18 protein-coding genes are annotated in these 20,773 nt (G+C 70.3%); 10 read left to right on the top strand and 8 right to left on the bottom strand.

Annotated features, from left to right (window positions below; all coding sequences use genetic code 11):
• Positions 1-33 precede the first annotated feature (33 nt).
• Positions 34-906 carry a VOC family protein gene (locus MRBLMI1x_RS03190; RefSeq protein ID WP_363455959.1) on the top strand — a complete coding sequence of 291 codons (873 nt, stop codon included), beginning with the start codon at positions 34-36 and terminating at the stop codon, positions 904-906.
• A 37-nt stretch (positions 907-943) separates the two neighbouring features.
• Here the strand turns inward: MRBLMI1x_RS03190 and MRBLMI1x_RS03185 are convergent, their stop codons facing one another.
• From MRBLMI1x_RS03185 to MRBLMI1x_RS03165, 5 genes are all read right to left on the bottom strand, one after another.
• On the bottom strand, positions 944-1,978 hold the full coding sequence (locus MRBLMI1x_RS03185) for a LacI family DNA-binding transcriptional regulator (protein WP_018187907.1): 1,035 nt from the start codon (positions 1,976-1,978) through the stop codon (positions 944-946).
• The gene (locus MRBLMI1x_RS03180; protein WP_363455955.1) at positions 1,975-3,420 is read right to left on the bottom strand and encodes a GH1 family beta-glucosidase; all 1,446 of its coding nucleotides are present in this window, start codon (positions 3,418-3,420) and stop codon (positions 1,975-1,977) included. Before MRBLMI1x_RS03180 ends, MRBLMI1x_RS03185 begins: the two co-directional genes overlap by 4 nt.
• 43 nt (positions 3,421-3,463) lie before the next feature.
• Positions 3,464-4,381, bottom strand: a complete 918-nt coding sequence (locus MRBLMI1x_RS03175; protein ID WP_018187905.1) for a carbohydrate ABC transporter permease — start codon at positions 4,379-4,381, stop codon at positions 3,464-3,466.
• A complete protein-coding gene (locus MRBLMI1x_RS03170) occupies positions 4,378-5,406 on the bottom strand; it encodes a carbohydrate ABC transporter permease (RefSeq protein WP_363455951.1) in 1,029 nt (342 codons plus the stop codon). The genes MRBLMI1x_RS03175 and MRBLMI1x_RS03170 overlap by 4 nt, the downstream gene beginning before the upstream one ends.
• 79 nt (positions 5,407-5,485) lie before the next feature.
• Positions 5,486-6,760 carry an ABC transporter substrate-binding protein gene (locus MRBLMI1x_RS03165; RefSeq protein ID WP_363455948.1) on the bottom strand — a complete coding sequence of 425 codons (1,275 nt, stop codon included), beginning with the start codon at positions 6,758-6,760 and terminating at the stop codon, positions 5,486-5,488.
• Between the two features lie 230 nt (positions 6,761-6,990).
• Here MRBLMI1x_RS03165 and purS point away from each other — a divergent pair, with 230 nt between their 5' ends.
• Positions 6,991-7,236 carry a phosphoribosylformylglycinamidine synthase subunit PurS gene (gene purS / locus MRBLMI1x_RS03160; protein ID WP_018187902.1) on the top strand — a complete coding sequence of 82 codons (246 nt, stop codon included), beginning with the start codon at positions 6,991-6,993 and terminating at the stop codon, positions 7,234-7,236.
• Positions 7,233-7,940 (top strand): phosphoribosylformylglycinamidine synthase subunit PurQ, encoded by a 708-nt coding sequence (gene purQ / locus MRBLMI1x_RS03155; protein ID WP_116227857.1) that lies wholly within the window; start codon positions 7,233-7,235, stop codon positions 7,938-7,940. Before purS ends, purQ begins: the two co-directional genes overlap by 4 nt.
• A gap of 6 nt (positions 7,941-7,946) precedes the next feature.
• Here the strand turns inward: purQ and MRBLMI1x_RS03150 are convergent, their stop codons facing one another.
• Positions 7,947-10,493: an excinuclease ABC subunit UvrA gene (locus MRBLMI1x_RS03150; protein WP_363455943.1), complete on the bottom strand. Its 2,547-nt coding sequence runs from the start codon at positions 10,491-10,493 to the stop codon at positions 7,947-7,949.
• A 68-nt stretch (positions 10,494-10,561) separates the two neighbouring features.
• Here MRBLMI1x_RS03150 and MRBLMI1x_RS03145 point away from each other — a divergent pair, with 68 nt between their 5' ends.
• Positions 10,562-11,479, top strand: coding sequence for a 2-hydroxyacid dehydrogenase (locus MRBLMI1x_RS03145; protein WP_363455940.1), 918 nt, complete (start codon positions 10,562-10,564; stop codon positions 11,477-11,479).
• Here MRBLMI1x_RS03145 and MRBLMI1x_RS03140 read toward each other — a convergent pair whose 3' ends face one another.
• On the bottom strand, positions 11,480-11,998 hold the full coding sequence (locus MRBLMI1x_RS03140; RefSeq protein ID WP_018187898.1) for an adenine phosphoribosyltransferase: 519 nt from the start codon (positions 11,996-11,998) through the stop codon (positions 11,480-11,482).
• 64 nt (positions 11,999-12,062) lie between these two features.
• Between MRBLMI1x_RS03140 and MRBLMI1x_RS03135 the strand changes: the two genes are divergently transcribed.
• Genes MRBLMI1x_RS03135 through MRBLMI1x_RS03120 form a run of 4 tightly spaced genes read left to right on the top strand, consistent with a single transcriptional unit; the run spans position 12,063 to position 16,800 of the window.
• The gene (locus MRBLMI1x_RS03135) at positions 12,063-13,736 is read left to right on the top strand and encodes a glycoside hydrolase family 13 protein (RefSeq protein ID WP_363455936.1); all 1,674 of its coding nucleotides are present in this window, start codon (positions 12,063-12,065) and stop codon (positions 13,734-13,736) included.
• 1 nt (position 13,737) lies between these two features.
• Positions 13,738-14,763 (top strand): LacI family DNA-binding transcriptional regulator, encoded by a 1,026-nt coding sequence (locus MRBLMI1x_RS03130; RefSeq protein WP_363455933.1) that lies wholly within the window; start codon positions 13,738-13,740, stop codon positions 14,761-14,763.
• Between the two features lie 10 nt (positions 14,764-14,773).
• Complete coding sequence (locus MRBLMI1x_RS03125; RefSeq protein ID WP_363455930.1) at positions 14,774-15,988, top strand: amidohydrolase; 1,215 nt, start codon at positions 14,774-14,776, stop codon at positions 15,986-15,988.
• Entirely contained in the window at positions 15,985-16,800 is an 816-nt protein-coding gene (locus MRBLMI1x_RS03120; RefSeq protein WP_018187894.1) for a hypothetical protein, read from the top strand. The genes MRBLMI1x_RS03125 and MRBLMI1x_RS03120 overlap by 4 nt, the downstream gene beginning before the upstream one ends.
• Here the strand turns inward: MRBLMI1x_RS03120 and MRBLMI1x_RS03115 are convergent.
• Entirely contained in the window at positions 16,794-17,858 is a 1,065-nt protein-coding gene (locus tag MRBLMI1x_RS03115) for a VanZ family protein (RefSeq protein WP_363455927.1), read from the bottom strand. The genes MRBLMI1x_RS03120 and MRBLMI1x_RS03115 overlap by 7 nt on opposite strands.
• A gap of 62 nt (positions 17,859-17,920) precedes the next feature.
• Between MRBLMI1x_RS03115 and MRBLMI1x_RS03110 the strand changes: the two genes are divergently transcribed.
• Both MRBLMI1x_RS03110 and MRBLMI1x_RS03105 read left to right on the top strand, forming a co-directional pair.
• Positions 17,921-19,972: an APC family permease gene (locus MRBLMI1x_RS03110; RefSeq protein ID WP_018187892.1), complete on the top strand. Its 2,052-nt coding sequence runs from the start codon at positions 17,921-17,923 to the stop codon at positions 19,970-19,972.
• Between the two features lie 35 nt (positions 19,973-20,007).
• Entirely contained in the window at positions 20,008-20,754 is a 747-nt protein-coding gene (locus MRBLMI1x_RS03105) for a hypothetical protein (protein WP_363455923.1), read from the top strand.
• Positions 20,755-20,773 lie beyond the last annotated feature (19 nt).

The following is a 20,773-nucleotide window of genomic DNA, read 5'->3' as shown; positions in this document are numbered from 1 at the left end:
ACAACGCCGGTCGCGGCCGCGTTGCATATTCACATGAATACGTCCGCGCTCGACCGGCTCGCCCCCGCCACCTCGATGGGCGCGGTCACCTTGCTCGTCGGCGACCTCGACGGGATGACGCGGTACTACCGTGACGTCGTCACGCTCGCGGTGCTCGACGCGGCGGGCGACACCGTCACGCTGGGCCGCGCCGGGCGCCCGATCGTCGTCCTCCGTCACGAGCCGTCGCTCCGCCACGCACCCGCCGGCGCCGCGGGCCTGTTCCACACCGCGATCCTCTTCGAATCGCAGACGGCACTGGCCGCCGCGCTGTTCTCGCTCGCGCAGCACGCTCCGCAGTCGTTCACCGGCAGCGCCGACCACCTCGTGAGTCAGGCCTTCTATGCCACCGACCCCGAGGGCAACGGCATCGAGCTCTACTGGGACCGCGAGCGCACCGCCTGGTCGTGGACCCACGGCCAGGTCGAGATGGACACCCTCTACCTCGACCCCAATGCCTTCCTCCGCGAACACCTGACGGATGCCGCGACCCAGGGCGCGAGCGCCGATGATGCGGCATCCGTCGGTCACGTCCACCTCTCGGTCGGTGACGTGCGGACCGCGCGAGAGTTCTACGTCGACGCGCTCGGCTTCGACGTGACGGCCGAGCTCGGCGGCTCAGCGCTCTTCGTGAGCGCGGGCGGCTACCACCACCACATGGCGATGAACGTCTGGAACTCTCGCGGCGCGGGGCCGCGGATGCCCGCCCTCGGTCTCGGTCGGGTCGACCTGGCCCTGCCCGATCAGGACAGCCTCGGTGAGCTCGGCGAGCGCTTGAGTCACCACGGCGTGCAGATCGCCGACGACGGACGCACGGTGTCGTTCACCGACCCGTGGCGCAACGTCCTCCACGCCGCCGTCCGGTAGCCCGACGCGCAAGCCGGCGCGCCCGGCGCAGGAACCCTCAGGCGGACTCGCGGACCACGAGCTGCGTCTCGAGCAGCGTCTCGCGCGGCGGGAGACCGCCCGCCAACAAGGTCAGCAGCACGTCCGCCATGACCTCGCCCTGCTGGAGCGACGGCTGCCGCACCGTCGTCAGGGTCGGTGAGACCGACGTAGCGACCGGCGAATCGTCGTACCCGACGATCGCAACGTCCTCGGGGACGCGGAGTCCCGCACGAGCGAGCTCGACGAGGATCCCCCGCGCCATGAGGTCGCTCGCCGCGAAGAGGCCGTCGAACGCCGCACCGGAGTCGAGGATCCGCCGGACGGCCGCGGCCCCCGCCGCGGCGGTGAAGTCGCCGTCCTCGACCGCGACGGGCGCCAGGCCCGCGGCATCCAGCGCTTCGAGGAAGCCCGTCAGACGGTCGATGCCGCCGGGCATCGTCGTGGGGCCGGTGATCGTCGCGAGGCGGGTGCGGCCTTGGTCGAGCAGGTGCTGCGTCGCGAGCCGGCCACCCTCGACATTGTCGACGTCGACGTAGTAGTCCCGCTCCCGCTCCCGCACGGGACGGCCGCCGTAGACGACGGGCACGGCCGCGGCGATCCGGTCGATGAAGGCGTCGCTCGTGTGGTGCGAGACGATGATGGCGCCGTCGACGGCGCCGCTGCGGAGGTACTCCGTCGCCTTGTCGTTCGGATCATCGCTCGCGATGATCAGGTTGAGGACGTAGTCCGACTTCGAGACGCGCTTGTTGATGCCCGTCACGATGGCCGCGAAGAACGGGTCACCGAAGAACCGGGTCGTGTCCTCGGGGACGACGAGGGCGATCGCCATCGTCGCGCGGCTCGCCAGCGACCGCGCCGCGCGGTTGGGCACGTAGTTGAGCTCGTCGATCGCACGGCGGACGGCCTCGAGCGCGGCAGGGCTGACGGCCGTCGATCCGTTGACGACGCGCGAGACGGTGGACCGGGAGACCCCCGCCGCCGCGGCGACTTCTTCGATCGTCACCGGAGAGTGAAGGGTATCGGGCACGGCCACCTCGGAGAGTGCTGTCATTCGATCGCTCGGGCAGCGATGACCCGACGATACTCCAGAGCACTGTCCTTGAACGTCCGCTCCTGCGTGGCGTAGTCGACCCGGATCAGCCCGAACCTCTTGTCGTACCCCCACGCCCACTCGAAGTTGTCCATGAGTGACCAGTAGAAGTAGCCGCGCACGTCGACACCGGCGTCGGCGGCGTCGAGGATCGCCGCGAGGTGGCCGCGCAGGAACTCGACGCGGTCCGCGTCGTGCACCCGGACCTCGCCGCCCTCGACGACCCTCTCGTCGTCGTAGGCCGCGCCGTTCTCGGTCACGAACAGGGCGGTACCGGCATCCTTCGCGTACTCGTCCCACACCCGCTCGAGCAGCACCGTGAGCCCGGCGGGTTGCACCTCCCAGTGCATCGCCGTGCGAGGGAGTCCGCGCTCGTACCAGTGGATGCCGTCGCCCGCCGGCCACGGCGAACCCACCACGCGGTCGGTCGGCGCATCGCCCGGCAACGGCGGGTCGGCCGGGGCGGTGCCGCCGACGAACTCGCCGTGGTAGTAGTTGACGCCCAGCGCGTCGAGTGGCCGCGAGATCGTCTCGAGGTCGCCGTGATGGACGGATGCCTCGAACCGCGCGACGGCCTCGGGATCGACGGCGCGGATGTCCTCGACGATGTCGGCCGGGTAGCTCCCGCGGAAGATCGGATCGAGGAACCAACGGTTGAACTGGCCGTCGATCCGGCGTGCGGCGTCGACGTCCTCGGCCTTCGCCGGATCGGCCGCCTCGGCGACCGTGAGGTTCAGCGTGATGCCGAGGTTCAGCGCGGGATCGCGGCGGCGCAGCTCGTCGACCACGAGACCGTGTCCGCGCAGCAGGTGGTGGGATGCCAGCATCCCGTCACCGATGCTGAACCGGCCGGGGGCGTGGATCCCTCCCGTGTAGCTGAGGAACGACGAGCACCACGGCTCGTTGAGGGTCGTCCAATCGGTGACCCGGTCCCCCAGGGCGTCGTGCACCGAGAGTGCGTACTCCGCGAACCGCTCGCTCGTCTCGCGCGCCGTCCACCCGCCCTGCTCCTCGAGCGCCTGCGGCAGATCCCAGTGGTAGAGCGTGAGCCAGGGACGGATGCCCGCGCCCAGGAGCTCGTCGACGAGACGCTCGTAGAAGTCGATGCCCTTCGGGTTGACCGGGCCGCCGTCGGGACGCACGCGCGACCATGACGTCGAGAACCGATACGTGTCGAGGCCGAGCTCCTTCATGAGGGCGACGTCGCCACGGTAGCGGTGGTAGTGATCGCACGCGACGTCGCCGTTGTCGGCGCCGATGACGGCGCCCGGCACGCGGCTGAACGCGTCCCAGATCGACGCGGTACGACCTTCTTCGAAGGCGGCTCCCTCGATCTGGTAGGCGGCGGTCGCCGCTCCGAAGAGGAAGTCGGTCGGGAAAGGACGCGGGGTTCGAGCGGGCACGGGGGCAGAGTACTCCTGCGAAAGCACGTTCACGGGATGACCCTCAGCCCTTGACCGCGCCGGCCATGATGCCGCTGACGAGCTGCTTGCCGGCGAAGACGAACAGCAGGATCAGCGGCACGGTGGCCAGCAGGACACCGGCGAGGACGATCGAGTAGTCGACGAAGTAGTTCGCCTGCAGGAGCGACAGCGCGACCGGGAGGGTCGGGCTCTGCCGGTCGAGCACGATGAAGGGCCAGAAGAACTGGTTCCACGCCCCGACGAAGGTGAAGAGGAAGAGCATGGCCGCGGCGGGCCGCGCTGCGGTGACACCGACCGTCCAGAAGGTGCGGATCTGACTCGCGCCGTCGACGCGGGCCGCCTCGATGAGCTCATCGGGAACCGTCTGGCCGATGTACTGGGTCATCCAGAACACGCCGAAGGCGCTCGTGAGGGCCGGGATGATGATCGCGCCGATGGTGCCCGTCCAGCCGAGGTCGGCGAACAGGATGTACAGCGGCACGACGCCCAACTGCATCGGAACGGCCATGGTGGCCACGACGAAGGCGAGCAGGAACTTGCTGCCGCGGAAGCGCAGCTTCGCGAACGCCCAGCCTGCGAGCGTCGAGAAGACGACGACGGATGCCGCGATCAGCGTCGAGCTGAAGACCGAGTTCCACAGGGCCAGCCAGAAGTTGACGGCCGGGTCGTTCATGACCGAGAGGGCATTCGTCACGAAGTTCGCGCCGGGGATCCACGACATGTTCGGGTCGTTGATCGTGAACTGGTCACCCGAACCGATGAGGAACGACCAGTAGTAGGGGAAGATCGCCGACACGGCGACGACGCCGAGCCCGACGTAGACCCAGAAGCCGGCACGGACGCCGCGGATGCGGGTGGTGCGCTCCCCGCGCCGACGGCGGGCGGCGTTCGGGATGTTCTCTTCGACGATGGCCAGGGGCGGCTCGCTGACGGTGGTCATCGTGCGGTGTCCTTCCGTGCGCGGCGGGGCGTTCTCACGCCACGGCCGCCCTCGTCGCGGACGAGGCGGCGGGTGATGAGGAGGTTCGCGAGACCGATCACCACGATGATGATGAAGAGGATCCACGCAAGGGCGGCGGCGCGACCGAAATTGAACTCGCCCCAGCCGATGTTGTAGAGGTACAGCGTGATCGTCAGCCACTGCTGGGCGGGTCCGCCCTCGCCGGTGTTGTCGAACATGCGCGGCTCGTCGAAGATCTGCAGACCGCCGATCGTCGAGGTGATGATCACGAAGATGAGGGTCGGGCGGAGCGAGGGCAGCGTGATGCTGACGAACTGGCGGAACGCGCCGGCGCCGTCGACCGTGGCCGCCTCGTAGTACTCGCGCGGCACCGCCTGCATGGCCGCCAGCAGGATGAGGGCGTTGTAGCCGGTCCAGCGGAAGTTGACCATGGTGGCGATCGCGACGTGGCTCCAGAACGGGTCCTTGTGCCAGGCGATCGGGTCGAGCCCGATGGTGCTCAGCGCGTTGTTCACGAGGCCGTGGACGTCGCCGAACATGTTGCTGAAGATCAGGGCGACGGCGACGGGGGCCATGACGAACGGGAGCAGCACGCTCATCCGCCAGAACGTCTTGGCGCGGATGTTGCGGTCGAGCATCGCGGCGATGAACACCGCGAGCAGCAGCTGGGGGACGGTCGAGAGCAGGAAGATGCTGAAGGTGTTGCGGAGGGCGACCCAGAACTTCGGGTCGTTCAGGATCCAGGCGTACTGATCGAACCCGACGAAGGTGCCGGAGTTGCGGATCAGGTCCCACTCCTGGAACGAGATCACGGCGGTGAACCCGATCGGGAACAGGCCCACGATCGCGAACAGGATGAAGAACGGCGAGATGTAGAGGTAGGGCGAGACCTTCACGTCCCACCGGCTCAGCCGCTGGCGGAACGAGAGCACACGGATCGGACGACCCCCGGCGGCCGGGCGGTCCTCCACGGAGGTCTGTGGTCGGATGTCGGTGGTGGTCACGTGGCGTCTCCGTCGTGGTCGAGCGATGGGGGGGATGCCGGCCGCCGCAAGCGCGGCCGGCATCCCGGTCAGGGACGGATCAGAAGGCCTCGACCTCGGCGACCCAGGTCTTCCACGCGGCATCCTCGGACTCCGACTTGTCGAAGACGCGGTTCACGGCGTTCTGCAGCGCGTCGTGGTACTTGAAGTAGTTCGCGCTCTTGAACGGGAGGACCGTGACGGCCTCGGCGCGGTCGGCGCCGATCTGGCCGGTCTTCGCACCGTTGTAGTAGTCGTTCACGTACCCCTGCAGGTCTGCGTTCTCGTACGCGTCGACCTGGCTGGGGAAGGCTCCGACGTTCACGAACGCCTCGACCTGCTGCTCCGGTGCGGACAGCCACGCGGCGAGCTTCTGCGCTTCCTCGACGTGCTTTCCGTTGGCCGGGATGGTCAGGTACGAACCACCCCAGTTGCCGCCGCCGTTCGGGAACGTGTTGGCGATCTTCCAGTTCTTCTGGTCGGGTGCGTAGCCCGAGATGATGCCCTGCATCCAGCCGGGGCACAGCACGGTCGCGAAATCGTCGCCCTGGAAGGACGCGATCCAGTCGTCGCCCCACTGAGCGGAGTATGCCGAGTTGGGGACGGCGCGCTCGATGACGCTCTTGTAGGCGTCGGCGATCTCGGGGTTCGAGGTGGCGATGACGGAGCCGTCGGGCTTGTCGTAGGTGTACTCGATCTGGTTGACGATGCCCTGCAGGACCGAGTTCGCCGAGTCGATCATCGACTTGCCCGATGCTTCGCGGTACTTGTCGGCGACGTCGAAATAGTTGTTCCAGTCGCCGTCGAACAGCGCCTCGACCTCGGCGGGCTCGGACGGGAGGCCGGCGGCCTCGAAGAGGTCGGAGCGGTAGCAGATCGCCTGCGGACCGATGTCGGTTCCGTAGCCGATGAGGTTGCCCTCGGGGTCGGTCGCCGCCTTCTCCTTCCAGTCGAGCCAACGACCCTTGAGGTCGTCGGGGACGGGAGCGAGCAGGTCGGAGTACTGCATGGCCTCGCTGAGCCAGTCGACCTCGACGGCCTCGATGTCGGCGAGCCCGCCCTTGCCGAGCTTCTGGAAGAAGTTCTTGCGGGCGTCGCCGGACTCGGCCGCCTTGTTGTGGACGATCGTGACGCCCGGGTTGGCGTCCTCGTACTTCTGGAGGAACTCGTCGGTGTAGCCGAAGTTGTTGAAGGTCGCGATGGTCAGCGTGACCTTCTCGCCTTCGGCTCCGGTGCCGCCCTGGTCGCCGCCGCCGGCGCAGCCGGCGAGGACGAGAGCGGAAGTGGTGGCGACGCCGGCGATCAGACCGACGCGGCGCAGGGCGCGTGCGTTCACAGAACACTCCTTTGTGGTGTGGCGAGAGCGAGGTGCAGGGTCATCCCCATGGGAGCGCTCTCATCGAGTGGGTCTGACGCTATGGGATCGCTCCCACGACTGTCAAGGGAGCGCTCCCACCATCGCCATCACGGTTTGGTCACAGCACACGACGCCCGCGGACGGTGCGCTGCGTCCGCGGGCTCTAGACTGGTCGCGCACCCCTGCCCGCGACATCCCGGAGCTTTCTGATGCCCACCATCGTCGTCGACGTCATGCCCAAGGCCGAGCTTCTGGACCCGCAGGGGAAGGCCGTCTCCGGAGCGCTGCAGCGCCTCGGCCACGCCGGATTCGGGGACGTCCGCATCGGCAAGCGGTTCGAGCTCACCGTCGAGTCGGCCGACGAGCAGACCCTCGCCGCGGTCCGCACGATCGCCGAGGAGATCCTCTCGAACTCCGTGATCGAGGACGTCGTGGGCATCGAGGTCGTCGAGTGACCGTCCGCGTCGGGGTCATCACCTTCCCCGGCTCGCTGGACGACGGCGACGCGCGTCGCGCCGTCCGCCTCGCCGGCGCCGAGCCCGTCGCCCTCTGGCACGGCTCGCACGACCTCGAGGGCGTCGACGCCCTCGTCCTGCCCGGCGGCTTCAGCTACGGCGACTATCTGCGCGCCGGGGCGATCGCGGCGCTCGCGCCGATCATGTCCGAGGTGAAGGATGCCGCGGCCAAGGGCATGCCGATCCTCGGCATCTGCAACGGCTTCCAGATGCTCGTCGAGGCCCACCTCCTGCCGGGCGGCCTGATCCGCAACGCGCACCAGCAGTTCATCCGCCGCGACCAGCGCCTGGTGGTCGAGAACGCCGACACCGCCTGGACGAACGAATTCCGCCGCGGCCAGGAGATCGTCATCCCGCTCAAGAACGCCGACGGCGGCTACATCGCCTCCGACGAGACGCTCGCCCGCATCCAGGGCGAGAACCTCGTCGCGTTCCGGTACGCGGGCGTCAACCCGAACGGGTCGATGGACGACATCGCGGGACTCACGAACGAACGCGGCAACGTCGTCGGACTCATGCCGCACCCGGAGCACGCGATCGAGCCGGGCTTCGGCCCCGACACCGCCGCGGCGATGCGCTCCGGCGTGGACGGACTGCGCTTCTTCACCGCGGCCGTCTCGGCCGTGGTGCACTCCGCGGCCTGACCCGGCTCAGCCGCCGAGCCTGCGGGCGAGGTGCGGGCCCGTGCGGCTGTCGGGCGCTGCCGCGACGGCTTCGGGCGTCCCCTGCGCGACGATGCGACCTCCGGCATCCCCGCCAGACGGACCGAGGTCGATGACCCAGTCGGCCGCCGCGACGACGTCCATCTCGTGCTCGACCACGACGACGGTGTCGCCCGAATCGACGAGGGCGTGCAGCTGCGCGAGCAGCAGCCGGACGTCGGAGGGGTGCAGACCGGTCGTCGGCTCGTCGAGCAGGTACAGCGTGTGGCCGCGCCGCGCGCGCTGCAGCTCCGTCGCGAGCTTGATCCGCTGGGCCTCGCCGCCCGAGAGCTCGGTCGCCGGCTGGCCGAGGCGCAGGTAGCCGAGGCCGACGTCCTGCAGGGTCCGGAGACTCCGGGATGCCGCGGGCACCGCCGCGAGGAACGGTGCCGCCTCGTCGACCGTCATCCCGAGCACGTCGGCGATGTTCTTGCCGTCGTAGGTCACCTCGAGGGTCTCGGGGTTGTAACGCGCGCCGTGGCACGTCGGGCACCGGCCGTAGCTGCCGGGCAAAAAGAGGAGTTCGACCGAGACGTACCCCTCGCCGAGGCACGTCTCGCAGCGGCCGCCCGCGACGTTGAACGAGAACCGGCCGGGCGCGTAACCGCGTTCGCGTGCGAGGTCGGTCGCGGCGAACACGGTGCGGACGGCGTCGAACAGGCCCGTGTACGTCGCGAGGTTCGACCGCGGGGTCCGACCGATCGGCTTCTGGTCGACCCGCACGAGGCGGTCGACGCCGTCCATCCCGGTGACCGAGCCGACGCGCAGGGTGTCGGTCGACGACGACGGGAGCGTCGCCTCGGCGATGCGCTCGGACGGGTCGTCGGCGTCGAGCGCTGCGTCGTCGGCATCCGTCTCGTCGACGTCGCCGCGCACGTGCCGCTCGACCACCTGGCGGAGCACCCGACTCACCAGCGTCGACTTGCCCGAGCCCGAGACACCGGTCACCGCGGTGAACACGCCGAGGGGGATCTCCACGTCGAGGCCGTCGAGGTTGTGCAGCGAGACGCCCTGGAGCGAGAGGATGCCGGTGGCCTCCCTGCGCTCGCGGCGCACGGCTGCGCTCTCGTCGGGGAACAGGAACGGGCGCGTCGCCGAGTCCTCTACTCCGGCCAGGCCCGCGACCTCGCCGGAGTACAGGACGGCGCCGCCGGCCTCACCCGCGCCGGGACCGACGTCGACGATCCAGTCGGCGCGACGGACGACGTCCATGTTGTGCTCGACGACGAAGACCGAGTTGCCCGAGGCGCGGAGCTGCTCGAGCACGTCGAGGAGCGGAGCCGCGTCGTCGGGGTGGAGCCCCGCCGACGGCTCATCGAGGACGTAGACGACGCCGAACAGTCCCGACCTCAGCTGGGTCGCCAGGCGCAGCCGCTGCATCTCGCCGGGCGAGAGGGTCGTCGTCACCCGGCCGAGTCCGAGGTAGCCGAGACCCAGGTCGAGGAGCACCTGGATGCGGGCGACGAGGTCGGTCGTGATGGCCACGGCGACGTCGGTGCGCTCACCGGATGCGGTGGTCGGGAGGGCGGGTGCAGCATCCCGGATCCGCGTCGTCGGACGCAGGACCTCGGCGAGTTCGCGGATCGGCAGGGCGTTCAGCTCGGCGATCGAGTGCCCCGCGAACGTGACGGCGAGCGCCTCGCGGCGCAGGCCCGTGCCGCCGCAGAGCGGGCAGACGCCGGTGCGGACGAAGCCGAGCACGCGGCTGCGCATCGACGCGCTCTGCGAGTCGGCGAGGGTGTGGAAGACGAACTTCTTCGCGCTCCAGAACGTGCCCTTGTAGGGCTTCGCAACGCGGTCGCGCTGCGGCGTGATCTGCACCACGGGCTGCTCGTCGGTGAACAGGAGCCAGTCGCGGTCGGCCTGGTCGAGCTCGCGCCACGGGCGATCGACGTCGTAGCCGAGGGCGATCGTGATGTCGCGGAGGTTCTTGGCCTGCCACGCCCCCGGCCAGGCGGCGATCGCGCCGTCGCGGATGCTCAGCGACGGGTCGGGCACGAGGGTGTCCTCGGTCACGGTATGCGCGACGCCGACACCGTGGCACTCGGGGCAGGCGCCGGCGGCCGTGTTCGGCGAGAATGCGTCGGAGTCGAGGCGTGTCGTGAAACCGGCCGGGAAGGTGCCCGCGCGCGAGAACAGCATGCGCAGCGAGTTCGACAGGGTGGTGACGGTCCCCACGCTGGAGCGCGAACTCGGCGCGCCCCGCCGCTGCTGCAGTGCGACGGCCGGCGGGAGCCCCGTGATCGACTCGACGTGCGGGTCGTGACCCTGCTGGATCAGCCGCCGCGCGTACGGCGCGACCGACTCGAGGTACCGGCGCTGCGCCTCGGTGAAGATGGTGCCGAACGCGAGCGACGACTTGCCCGAGCCCGAGACGCCCGTGAAGGCGACGATCGCGTCGCGGGGGACGTCGACGTCGACGTGTCGCAGGTTGTTCTCGTTCGCCCCGCGCACGCGGACGAAGGCATCGGCGTCGCCGCGGGGGTTTTCAGGCATCGAACCAGCCTAGGTGTCCTGACCGCGACGCGGGCCGAGGCCCCGGGCCGGGCGATAGCCTCGAACGCATGGCTTCGATCAGCGTCAGCGTCCCCTCCGCCCGCCTCGCCGAGGACCTCTCGGACATCGAGGGGGCCGATGTGTTCGTCTGGAAGATGGATGCCCCCTCCCCCCGCCCGCGCATCGACGTCGTCGTCCCGCCGTACATGTCGAAGGGCAGCCCGCTCCCCCTGTTGGAGGGCGTCGAGGTCGGACTCGTGCAGGGGCAGGCGATCGGGTACGAGGGCATCGAGGACCGGCTGCCCGCCGGCTCGGTCTTCGCGAACGCGGCGACCGTGCACGAGGCGGCCACCGCCGAGCTCGCCGTCGCTCTCACGCTGACGGCGCAGCGCGGCATCGACCGGTTCGTCCGCGCCCAGGCGACGGGCGACTGGGCCCCCTTCCAGGCCACCGGACTCGCCGACCGGCGCGTCATGCTGCTCGGATACGGTGGCGTCGGCAAGGCGATCGCGGCGCGCCTCGCCCCCTTCGAGGTCGAACTGGTGCCGGTCGCCTCGAGCGCGCGCGACGAGGACGGTATCCGTGTGCACAGCGTCGACGAGCTACCGGAGCTGCTTCCGGACGTCGACATCGTCGTGGCCTCGCTCCCCGGCGGCGACCGGACGCGGCACATCATCGACGACGCGTTCCTCGCCGCTCTGCCCGACGGCGCCCTCGTCGTGAACGTGGGACGCGGGTCGCTGATCGACACGGACGCCCTCGTCGCCCACGTCCGCAGCCGCGGCATCCGTGCGGCCCTCGACGTCACCGACCCCGAGCCGCTGCCCGCGGATCACCCGCTCTGGACGCTCGACGGCGTCGTCATCGCGCCGCACGTCGGGGGCGCGACCGACGCGATGCACCCGCGGATCGTACGGTTGCTGCGTCGGCAGATCGGGCACCTGCTCGCGGGCGAGGAGCCCGAGAACGTCGTGATCCGGACCTGATCAGACGGTGAACACGCTGTGCACGGGACCGCAGACGGAGCGGCCCTCGAGCGCAGTGAGCTCCATCAGCACGGACGTACCGGCAAGGCTGTAGCCGAGCTGCTCGAGCAGCTGCTGTCCGGCGCGGAGCGTGCCGCCGGTGGCGAGGACGTCGTCGACGAGCAGGACGCGGGCGCCCGAGGAGAGGTCGTCCGTCATCTCGATCGTCGCGCTGCCGTACTCGAGGTCGTAGCTCACCGAGCCGGCGGGGCGCGGCAGCTTGCCCGCCTTGCGGATCGGGGCGAGACCCGTGCCCGAGGCGATCGCGATCGCGCCCGCCAGCAGGAAGCCGCGCGCCTCGACGCCGGCGACCACGTCGAACGAGCCGACGAACGGCTCGGCCATGGCCATCGCGATGGTGCGCAGCGCCGCCGGGTCGGCCAGCAGCGGCGAGATGTCGCGGAAGAGGATGCCGGGTTCGGGGAAGTCGGGGATCGTCGCGATGAGCGATTCGGCTCGGGCGAGTGCGTCGGGATTCACTGGGTCGAGAGTACTCGCCCTGCCTGATGCACCGTGCGCAAGCGCTTGCGCTAGGCTGGCGCGCATGACTTCGACCCCCTCCCCGACCGCCACGTCGACGCTGGCACCGATCGGCGAGAGCCGCCCCGGCGCCGAGTGGTGGCGCACCGCCGTCATCTACCAGATCTACCCCCGCTCCTTCGCGGATGCCTCGGGCGACGGCATCGGCGACCTGCCCGGCATCACGTCGCACCTCGACGACCTCGCCTCGCTCGGCGTCGACGCCGTGTGGCTGAGCCCCTTCTTCACCTCGCCGCAGAAGGATGCCGGCTACGACGTCGCCGACTACCGCGACGTCGACCCGCTCTTCGGCACCCTGGGCGACTTCGACGACATGCTCGAGGCGGCGCACACCCGCGGCATCCGGGTCATCATCGATCTCGTCCCGAACCACTCCTCCGACAAGCACGTCTGGTTCCAGCAGGCCCTCGCCGCCGCCCCCGGCAGCCCGGAGCGCGCCCGCTACATGTTCCGCGACGGCCAGGGCGAGAACGGCGAACTGCCGCCCAACAACTGGGAGTCCGTCTTCGGCGGTCCGGCCTGGACCCGCATCCCGGACGGCCAGTGGTACCTGCACCTGTTCGACAGCTCGCAGCCCGACTTCGACTGGAACAATCCCGAGGTGCGTGCCGCGTTCGAGAAGACGCTCCGCTTCTGGCTCGACCGCGGCGTCGACGGCTTCCGCGTCGACGTGGCGCACGGCCTCATCAAGGCCGACGGCCTGCCCGACTACACCCCGCCGGCCGAGGCCGACTCGATGGGCGGCGCCGAGCCGGTGCCCTACTGGGGCCAGGAGGGCGTCCACCAGGTGTGGCGCGAGTGGCACCGCGTGCTCGACGAGTACGAGGGCGACCGTGCGCTCTGCGCCGAGGCGTGGCTCCCGACCGTCGACGAGACCGCCAAGTGGGTCCGCTCCGACGAGATGCACCAGGCCTTCAACTTCCCCTATGCGATGAGCGAATGGGATGCCGCTCAGCTGCGCGAGATCATCAGCGAGTCCCTGCGCGCCTTCCCCGCCGTCGGGGCCCCGGCGACCTGGGTGCTCTCGAACCACGACGTCATCCGCCACGCGACCCGACTCGCGATGCCCGGCCACCCGCAGGGCCACGGCGTCGGGCCGAACACGCCCGGCAAGCCCGACCCGGCCGCAGGCCTGCGTCGCGCCCGCGCGGCGACGGCGCTCATGCTCGCCCTTCCCGGCTCGTCGTACCTGTACCAGGGCGAGGAGCTCGGCCTTCCCGAGGCGATGGAGCTGCCCGACGACGTCCGCGAGGACCCGACCTGGTTCCGCACGAACGGCGAGCGCTACGGGCGTGACGGATGCCGCGTCCCGCTGCCCTGGACCGCCGATCAGGGCGCGTTCGGCTTCAGCCCGACCGGCGAGAGCTGGCTGCCCCAGCCGGACGAGTGGACCGCTCTGGCCCGCGACGTGCAGGAGGACCAGCCGGATTCGACGCTGTGGCTGTACCGCACGCTCCTCGCGACCCGTCGCGCCCACGAGCTGGGTGCGGGATCACTCGAGTGGCTGGACGGCTACGGCGACGACGTCATCGCGTTCCGCAACGGCGACGTCACCGTCGTCGCCAACGTCGGCACGACCCCGGTCGCGCTCCCCAAGGGCACGCTGCTGGTCGAGAGCGACGCGTTCGCGGGTCGCGAGTTGCCGGCCGACACCACGGTGTGGATCGCCGCGGACTGACGTGACCGGCATCGACGACGTCGCCCGCGCCGCAGGCGTGTCGGCGGCGACCGTCTCCCGTGCGCTGAGCGGACGCGGGCGCATCTCGGATGCGACCCGCGCCCGCGTCCGCGCCGCCGCGGCCGACCTCGGCTACGTGGTGTCGGCCGCGGCATCCGCTCTCGCGACGGGCCGCGCCTCGAACGTCGGTGTCGTCGTGCCGCTGCTCGACCGGTGGTTCTTCGCCAACGTCCTCGACGGCATCGCGAGTCGCCTGGCGCCCGAGGGCTACGACATGACGCTGTACAGCATGAGCGACGACCGCGCGCAGCGCGACGGCGTGCTCGACACGTCGCTGCGCCGCGGCCGGGTCGACGGGCTCATCGTCCTGTCCGTCACGCTCGCCGATGACGAGGTGGACCGGATGCTGGCGCTCGAGCTGCCCGTGGTGGGTCTCAGCGCGACGACCTCGCGGTTCCCCGCCCTGCGCGTCGACGAGCTCGCCGTCGCCCGCGCCGCGACCGAGCACCTGCTGGGCCTCGGCCACCGGCGCATCGCCCACATCGGTGCGGGGTACGCGGGCGATCCGGGACTCGACATCCCGTCGCTGCGTCGTCACGGGTTCGCCTCGGCGATGGCGGATGCCGGCATCCCCGACGCCCCCTTCGCCGCCGCGGACTTCACGATCGAGGGCGGCCATCGCGCAGCGCTCGCCCTGCTGGAGCGCGACGATCCGCCGACGGCGATCTTCGCGGCATCCGACGAGATCGCCTTCGGCGCCCTCTTCGCCGCGCGCGACCGGGGCCTCGACGTGCCGGGGGACCTGTCGGTCGTCGGCGTCGACGGGCATGAGATGGGCGACTTCTTCGGTCTGACGACGGTCGCGCAGTTCCCGCACGAGCAGGGTGAGCGCGCAGCGAATGCCGTCCTCGCGGCCATCGACGGCCGCGACGAGATCGGCGATCTGGCCTTCCGGCTGGTCGAGCGCACCTCGACGAGCGCTCCCCGTGGAGGACTCGCTGAGGTAGCAGGCCGTCCCTCGCCGTAGGCTCGAAGGTATGCCCCTCGATCTCGAAGCGATCTACACCGATCTGCACCGGCACCCGGAACTCTCGTTCCAGGAGACCCGCACGGCCGGCGTCATCACGCGCGAGCTCGCAGCGCTCGGCCTCGACTACGAGGAGGGCGTCGGCCGCACCGGCGTCGTCACCGTGATCCGCAGCGGCGACGGCCCCGTCGTCTGGCTGCGCGCCGACATGGACGGCCTCCCCGTCCCCGAGCAGACCGGGCTCCCCTACGCGAGCACGGCCCGAGGCGTCGACCCCGCCGGGCAGGACGTCCCGGTCATGCACGCGTGCGGCCACGACATGCACGTGACGGCGATGCTGGGCGCGCTCGAGAAGCTGCAGGCGACCCGCGGCGAGTGGTCCGGCACGGTCGTCGCCGTCTTCCAGCCCGCCGAGGAGTACGGCGCCGGCGCGCAGGCGATGATCGCCGACGGCGTCCTCGACCGGTACCCGAAGCCCGACATCGTGCTCGGACAGCACCTCACCCCGTTGCCCGCCGGCACGATCGGTGTGCGCCCGGGCACGCAGATGGCGGCATCCGACGGCATCACCGTCACCCTCCACGGCCGCGGCGGACACGGCTCGCGCCCGCATTCGACGATCGACCCGATCGTCATGGCGGCGGCGACCGTCATGCGCCTGCAGACCGTCGTCTCGCGCGAAGTCGACCCCCGCGAGATGGCCGTCGTCACCGTCGGCTCGATCCACGCCGGCCTGAAGAACAACATCATCCCGGCCGAAGCGACCCTCGAGTTGAGCCTGCGCTACCCGGACGACGCGGCGCGGTCCGACATCCTCGCCCGCGTCGAGCGCGTCGTCCGCGCCGAGGCCGCGGCATCCGGCGCCGAGCAGGAGCCGACGATCACGACCCTCCACACCCTGCCGCCGACCATCAACGACGCGGACGCGACCGCCCGACTGACGGCGGCGATGGACCGCGCATTCGGCGAGGGGACGGTCGTCGACCCCGGCATGTTCACCGGCAGCGAGGACGTCTCGTGGTTCGCCCGCGAGGCCGGCGCCCCGCTCGTCTACTGGTTCTGGGGCGGTGTCGACCCGCAGCAGTACGCGGATGCCGCCGCTGCCGGCACGATCTCGCGCGACATCCCGACGAACCACTCCCCGTTCTTCGCCCCCGTTCTCCACCCGACCATCGAGCGCGGCGTCGACGCCCTGACCGTCGCCGCGCGGGAGTTCCTCACATGAGCAACGACGACTGGCTGCCCTTCGCCCCCCTCGACCCGCAGGAGCACCGCGAGCCCGAGCGCCGCGAGAACCCCAACCGGGTCCCGATGATCCTCGGCGCCGTCGCCGGCGTCCTGCTCGTCGCCGTCATCGTCGTCGTCAGCGTGTATCTCGTGCGCGCGACCGAGCCGACCACGGCGGCGCCCGCTCCGGCGCAGAGCTCGCAGTCCGCACCGCAGCCGGCACCCTCGACACCGCAGGACCCGCAGCCGTCGGAGACGCCCGCGCCGGAGCCTCCCGCCGCGGCATCCACCATCGCCCTGAACGGCTCGGGTTTCACGGTGAAGACCGCGGACGGCACGTTCACCCACACGTGGGCGGACGACTCTGGCCCGGCGATCGCCGCGTTGACCAAGGCCTTCGGCACGGCGCCGAAGGAGGACTTCGTCAACGGCGACGCAGAGAACTGGGCCTACGACATCTACGTGTGGCCCGGCTTCCGCTTGTACGACGTGTTCCTCGGCGACGGCGGCCGCTCGCGCAGCGAGGTCCCCGCACCGACGTGGGTCACCGTGACCTCCGGGCTGCCGCAGTCCGTCCAGGTGACGAACGAGTTCGGCGTCGCTGTGGGCGACACCCTCGACCAGGCGCGGAGCAAGGGTCCGTTCGACGAGTTCGCGCTCACCAACGGCCACGTGCGCCTCACCTTCGGCGAGGGCCGCGGCACGTTCTACAGCAACGGCAAGCGCGAGTTCAGCGCCTTCGTCGAGTCGGACGACGCGACGCAGAAGGTCGCGTCGATCACGTACACGTTCCGCGCCCGGGGTCAGTGAGCGACCGGCTCGCTCGCACGCGCGTCGACGAGCTGACGGCCGCTGATCAGTCCCGGTAGGCCCCGCCCTGCGGGCGTCGTGAACAGCAGCACGAGCCACGCCACGACGAACGCGACGACGAGGATGCCGCCGACGGCCCCGAGCTCGCCGAGCAGGAGGTAGCCGCCGATCCCGCCCGTGAAGCGGAGCAGGCGGCCCACCGGCTCGGGGAACCGCCCGCCGTCGTAGCGCAGCTCGACGCACAGATCGCCGACCGTGCGTCCCGTCGCGAGGGTCACGCCGAGCCAGACCACGATCGGCACCCATCCCGACGTGACGTCGGCGATGACCCCGTCCGACACGAGGTCCTCGCGTCGGAGCGCGAACTGCAGGAACAACTGCACGACCGTGCCCGCGGCCCCGGCCAGGATGGCCGCGCCCAGCACGTCGCAGACGGCGCCGAGGAGGCGACGTCCGCGCGTGACGGGGCGGGGAGCCCCGGCATCCGCTGCCTTCTCGACGCCGCGGAGCCGCGCCGGGACGATGAGCCCGAGCACCGACCCGATGAGGGCTCCGAGCGTGTTGGTCAGCAGGTCGCCGACGTCGAAGAGGCGGTAGCCGCACGGGAAGATCCCCCAGACGCCGGTGAGCTGGGTCGTCTCGATGAACAGCGACAGCACGAGTCCCGCCAGCACGCCGAGGACGACACCGCGACGCCCCACGACCCGGATGAGGAAGCCGAGGGGGACGAAGAGGAGGACGTTGAAGACAACCTGCAGCAGGCGGACGTCGGTGAGGGGCGACCCGTCGGCGAACGCCCCCACGACGTCGTCGACGGTCGGCGCGAGCGACAGGACTGCACCCGCGCACCGGTAATCGTCCGAGGCGGGGATCGGGAGGAGGGTGTAACTCCAGATCGCCAGGAAGTAGACGAGGGATGCCGCCCAGAACCCCAAACGGCCGACGCTGAGGCGGCCCCGGCGACGGTAGCTGAGGGCGACGACGGGCACGAAGAGGACCAGCCCCGCCACCGCGCCGAAGAGGATCGCGACGACCGCGGGGAAGACCTGTCCACTCATGGCGCGAGTCTAGGGAACACGGCGCGACCCGCCCGCGTTGCGGCGGGTTCGCGGGAGGCGTAATGTCGCCCGCCGTGACCACTGACAGCCGCGATCCGAACGCGGCCTCCTCCCCCGCCGTCAAACGGATGCTGATCGGTGAGCCGCTCGACTCCGAGAAGCTCGACGCGCAGCTGCTGCCGAAGAAGCGCGCGCTGCCGATCTTCGCCTCCGACGCGCTCTCGTCGGTGGCCTACGCACCGCAGGAACTGCTGATGATCCTGCTCATCGGCGGCACCGCGTTCATGGCCTTCGCGCCCCCGGTGGCTGCGGCCGTCGTCGTGCTCCTCATCGTCGTCGTGCTCAGCTACCGGCAGCTCATCAAGGCCTATCCGTCGGGCGGTGGCGACTACGAGGTCGCCCGCACCAACCTCGGCGAGAAGGCGGGTGTGGTCGTCGGGTCGGCGCTCCTCGTCGACTACGTCCTGACCGTCGCCGTCTCGGTGTCGTCGGGTGTCGACAACATCATCTCCGCGCTCCCCGTCCTCGACCCGTGGCGCGTCGAGCTCGCGGTGGGCTTCGTCATCCTGCTGGTCATCGTGAACCTGCGCGGCGTCCGCGAAGCCTCGCAGGCGTTCGCGATCCCGACGTACGTCTTCATCGGCTCGGTCGCCGTCATGATCGGCACCGGACTGTTCCGCTGGCTCATGGGCGACGCGCCCGTCGCGTCGAGCGCGGCATACACGGTCGAGCCCGAGAGCCTGTCGCAGGTCGCCTTCGTCCTGCTGCTACTGCGTGCCTTTTCGAGCGGATGCTCCGCCCTGACCGGTGTCGAGGCCGTGAGCAACGGCGTGCCCGCCTTCCGCGCCCCGAAGGTCAAGAACGCGCAGACGACCCTGGTGCTCATGGGCGGGATCGCGATCGTGCTCTTCGCCGGACTCACGACGCTCGCCCTGGTCGCGAACGTCCACTACGCCGAGAACCCGTGCTCGCTCATCGGGTTCGACTGCGCGTCGGGCCCCCAGCCGAGCCTCATGGCGCAGGTCGCCGCGGCGACGTTCGGCGGCGATTCGATCTTCTTCTTCATCATCCAGGCGGCGACGGCGTGCGTCCTGCTGCTCGCCGCCAACACGGCGTTCAACGGGTTCCCCCTGCTCGGCTCGGTCCTCGCCCGCGACAGCTACGCGCCGAAGGCGCTGAACTCGCGCGGCGACCGTCTGGTCTTCTCGAACGGGATGCTGATCCTCGGCGGTGCGGCCATCGCGATCCTCGTGGTCTTCCAGGCCAACCTGACGACCCTCATCCAGCTCTACATCATCGGTGTGTTCGTGTCGTTCTCCCTGGGCCAGATCGGCATGGTCCGCCACTGGCGGCGTGAACTGAAGCTGCTGAAGGGGAACACCCCCGAGCGGCGCGCGGCGTACTCGGGCCTCGTCATCAACACCGTCGGCGCGGCGTTCACCGTCGCGGTCCTCGCGATCGTGACGGTGACGAAGTTCACCCACGGTGCCTGGCTCGTCTTCCTCGCCATGCCCGTCCTCGCGTTCCTCATGATCGGCGTCAACCGGTACTACCGCGACGTCGAGCACGAGATCGAGATGGACGACACGGTCAAGTACGGCTCGTCGGGCGACCTCGCGATCATCCTGGTCGGCAAACTGCAGAAGCCCGTCGCGAAGGCGATCGACTACGCCCTCGCCGCCAAGCACGAGAAGACGCTCGCCGTCCACGTCGCGGTCACCTCCGACGACATCGCCGAGCTGAAGGCCGATTGGGAGTATCACCGGATGCCGGTGCCCCTCGTCGTCGTCGACTCGCCCTACCGTCACTACGCGTCTCCGCTGATCGGGTTCATCGAGAAGTACCGCGAGAAGCACGGGCCGTCGGTCGTCACCGTCTACCTGCCGCAGTACATCGTGGGCCACTGGTGGGAGACGCCGCTGCACAACCGTCGTGCGCGGCGCATCGCGCAGCAGCTGATGATGGTCCACGGCGTGACCGTGACCCTCGTGCCGTGGCTGCTCGACTCGTCCGAGATCGTCTACGGCCGGCGCTCGCGCCCGCTCCCCGGCGACGACCGCGGCGGCCGGATCGACCAGCGTCATTACGGTTTGGTAGAGCATTCCGACAACTGATGGAGTTATGACGGTCGCCCTGCCACGATGACGGAATGGCCGAGTCCCGCCGCCCCCGCAACCTCATCCCGCTGCTGACCTTGGCGGGCGCGCTCGCAATCGCCGCCGTCGTCGCGATCGTCCTCCTGATGAATCGGATGCCGGAACCCACTGCCGCCCCTGCGCCAGGGTCTCCGACGCCCGAGGCGTCCACTCCGTCCGTCACGCCCAGCCCGACGCCGACCGAGGCGGAGGAACCGACGGCGAACGAGGTCGCGCTGGGAGAGGAGGGCTTCACGATCGTCGCCGACGACGGGTCGGAGCTCTTCGCCTACGGCTGGCGCGACGATGCCGCAGGAGCGGTGTCCGCGCTCACCGACGCGTTCGGTTCGGAGCCGTCGGAGTCGGTCTACGAAGGCGACGGCACGCACTTCCCCGACTACACGTCGTACGAGTGGGACGGCTTCACCTACTTCGACATGATCCCGACCGAGGGCGGGAAGTCCCGGGACGAGTACTCCATCCCGTCGTACGTGAGGATGACGGGCCAGGCCGTGGACGGCGTCGCCGTGACGCCCGAGTTCGACCTGGCGATCGGCCTGACCGCCGACGAGGTCCGCGCCCTCGGACCGGACAAGGAGCTCGCGATGCCGGACGGCGAGCCGCGCTTCTTCTTCGCCATCGACCGCGCCGACGGGGCGGGGGAGAACGGAGAGCTCGACGGGTACTCACCCTGGGTCGACACCGACCCCGCGGACGAGACGGTCGTGTCCATCTCCTACCGTCCGTACTACGACTTCTGACCGACCGGGCCGGCCGACC

Source organism: Microbacterium sp. LMI1x-1-1.1 (assembly GCF_040676205.1).
In the GTDB taxonomy this organism is placed as follows: domain Bacteria; phylum Actinomycetota; class Actinomycetes; order Actinomycetales; family Microbacteriaceae; genus Microbacterium; species Microbacterium aquilitoris.
This window is presented reverse-complemented; position numbering and strand designations above follow the sequence as displayed.

Bases quoted from the DNA above. Each gene is read 5' to 3' on its own strand.
- MRBLMI1x_RS03190 (WP_363455959.1), top strand. From the start codon at position 34: ATGAATACGTCCGCGCTCGACCGGCTCGCCCCCGCCACCTCGATGGGC.
- MRBLMI1x_RS03185 (WP_018187907.1), bottom strand. From the start codon at position 1,978: ATGACAGCACTCTCCGAGGTGGCCGTGCCCGATACCCTTCACTCTCCG.
- MRBLMI1x_RS03175 (WP_018187905.1), bottom strand. From the start codon at position 4,381: ATGACCACCGTCAGCGAGCCGCCCCTGGCCATCGTCGAAGAGAACATC.
- purS (WP_018187902.1), top strand. From the start codon at position 6,991: ATGCCCACCATCGTCGTCGACGTCATGCCCAAGGCCGAGCTTCTGGAC.
- MRBLMI1x_RS03150 (WP_363455943.1), bottom strand. From the start codon at position 10,493: ATGCCTGAAAACCCCCGCGGCGACGCCGATGCCTTCGTCCGCGTGCGC.
- MRBLMI1x_RS03145 (WP_363455940.1), top strand. From the start codon at position 10,562: ATGGCTTCGATCAGCGTCAGCGTCCCCTCCGCCCGCCTCGCCGAGGAC.
- MRBLMI1x_RS03135 (WP_363455936.1), top strand. From the start codon at position 12,063: ATGACTTCGACCCCCTCCCCGACCGCCACGTCGACGCTGGCACCGATC.
- MRBLMI1x_RS03125 (WP_363455930.1), top strand. From the start codon at position 14,774: ATGCCCCTCGATCTCGAAGCGATCTACACCGATCTGCACCGGCACCCG.
- MRBLMI1x_RS03120 (WP_018187894.1), top strand. From the start codon at position 15,985: ATGAGCAACGACGACTGGCTGCCCTTCGCCCCCCTCGACCCGCAGGAG.
- MRBLMI1x_RS03115 (WP_363455927.1), bottom strand. From the start codon at position 17,858: ATGAGTGGACAGGTCTTCCCCGCGGTCGTCGCGATCCTCTTCGGCGCG.
- MRBLMI1x_RS03110 (WP_018187892.1), top strand. From the start codon at position 17,921: ATGTCGCCCGCCGTGACCACTGACAGCCGCGATCCGAACGCGGCCTCC.
- MRBLMI1x_RS03105 (WP_363455923.1), top strand. From the start codon at position 20,008: ATGGCCGAGTCCCGCCGCCCCCGCAACCTCATCCCGCTGCTGACCTTG.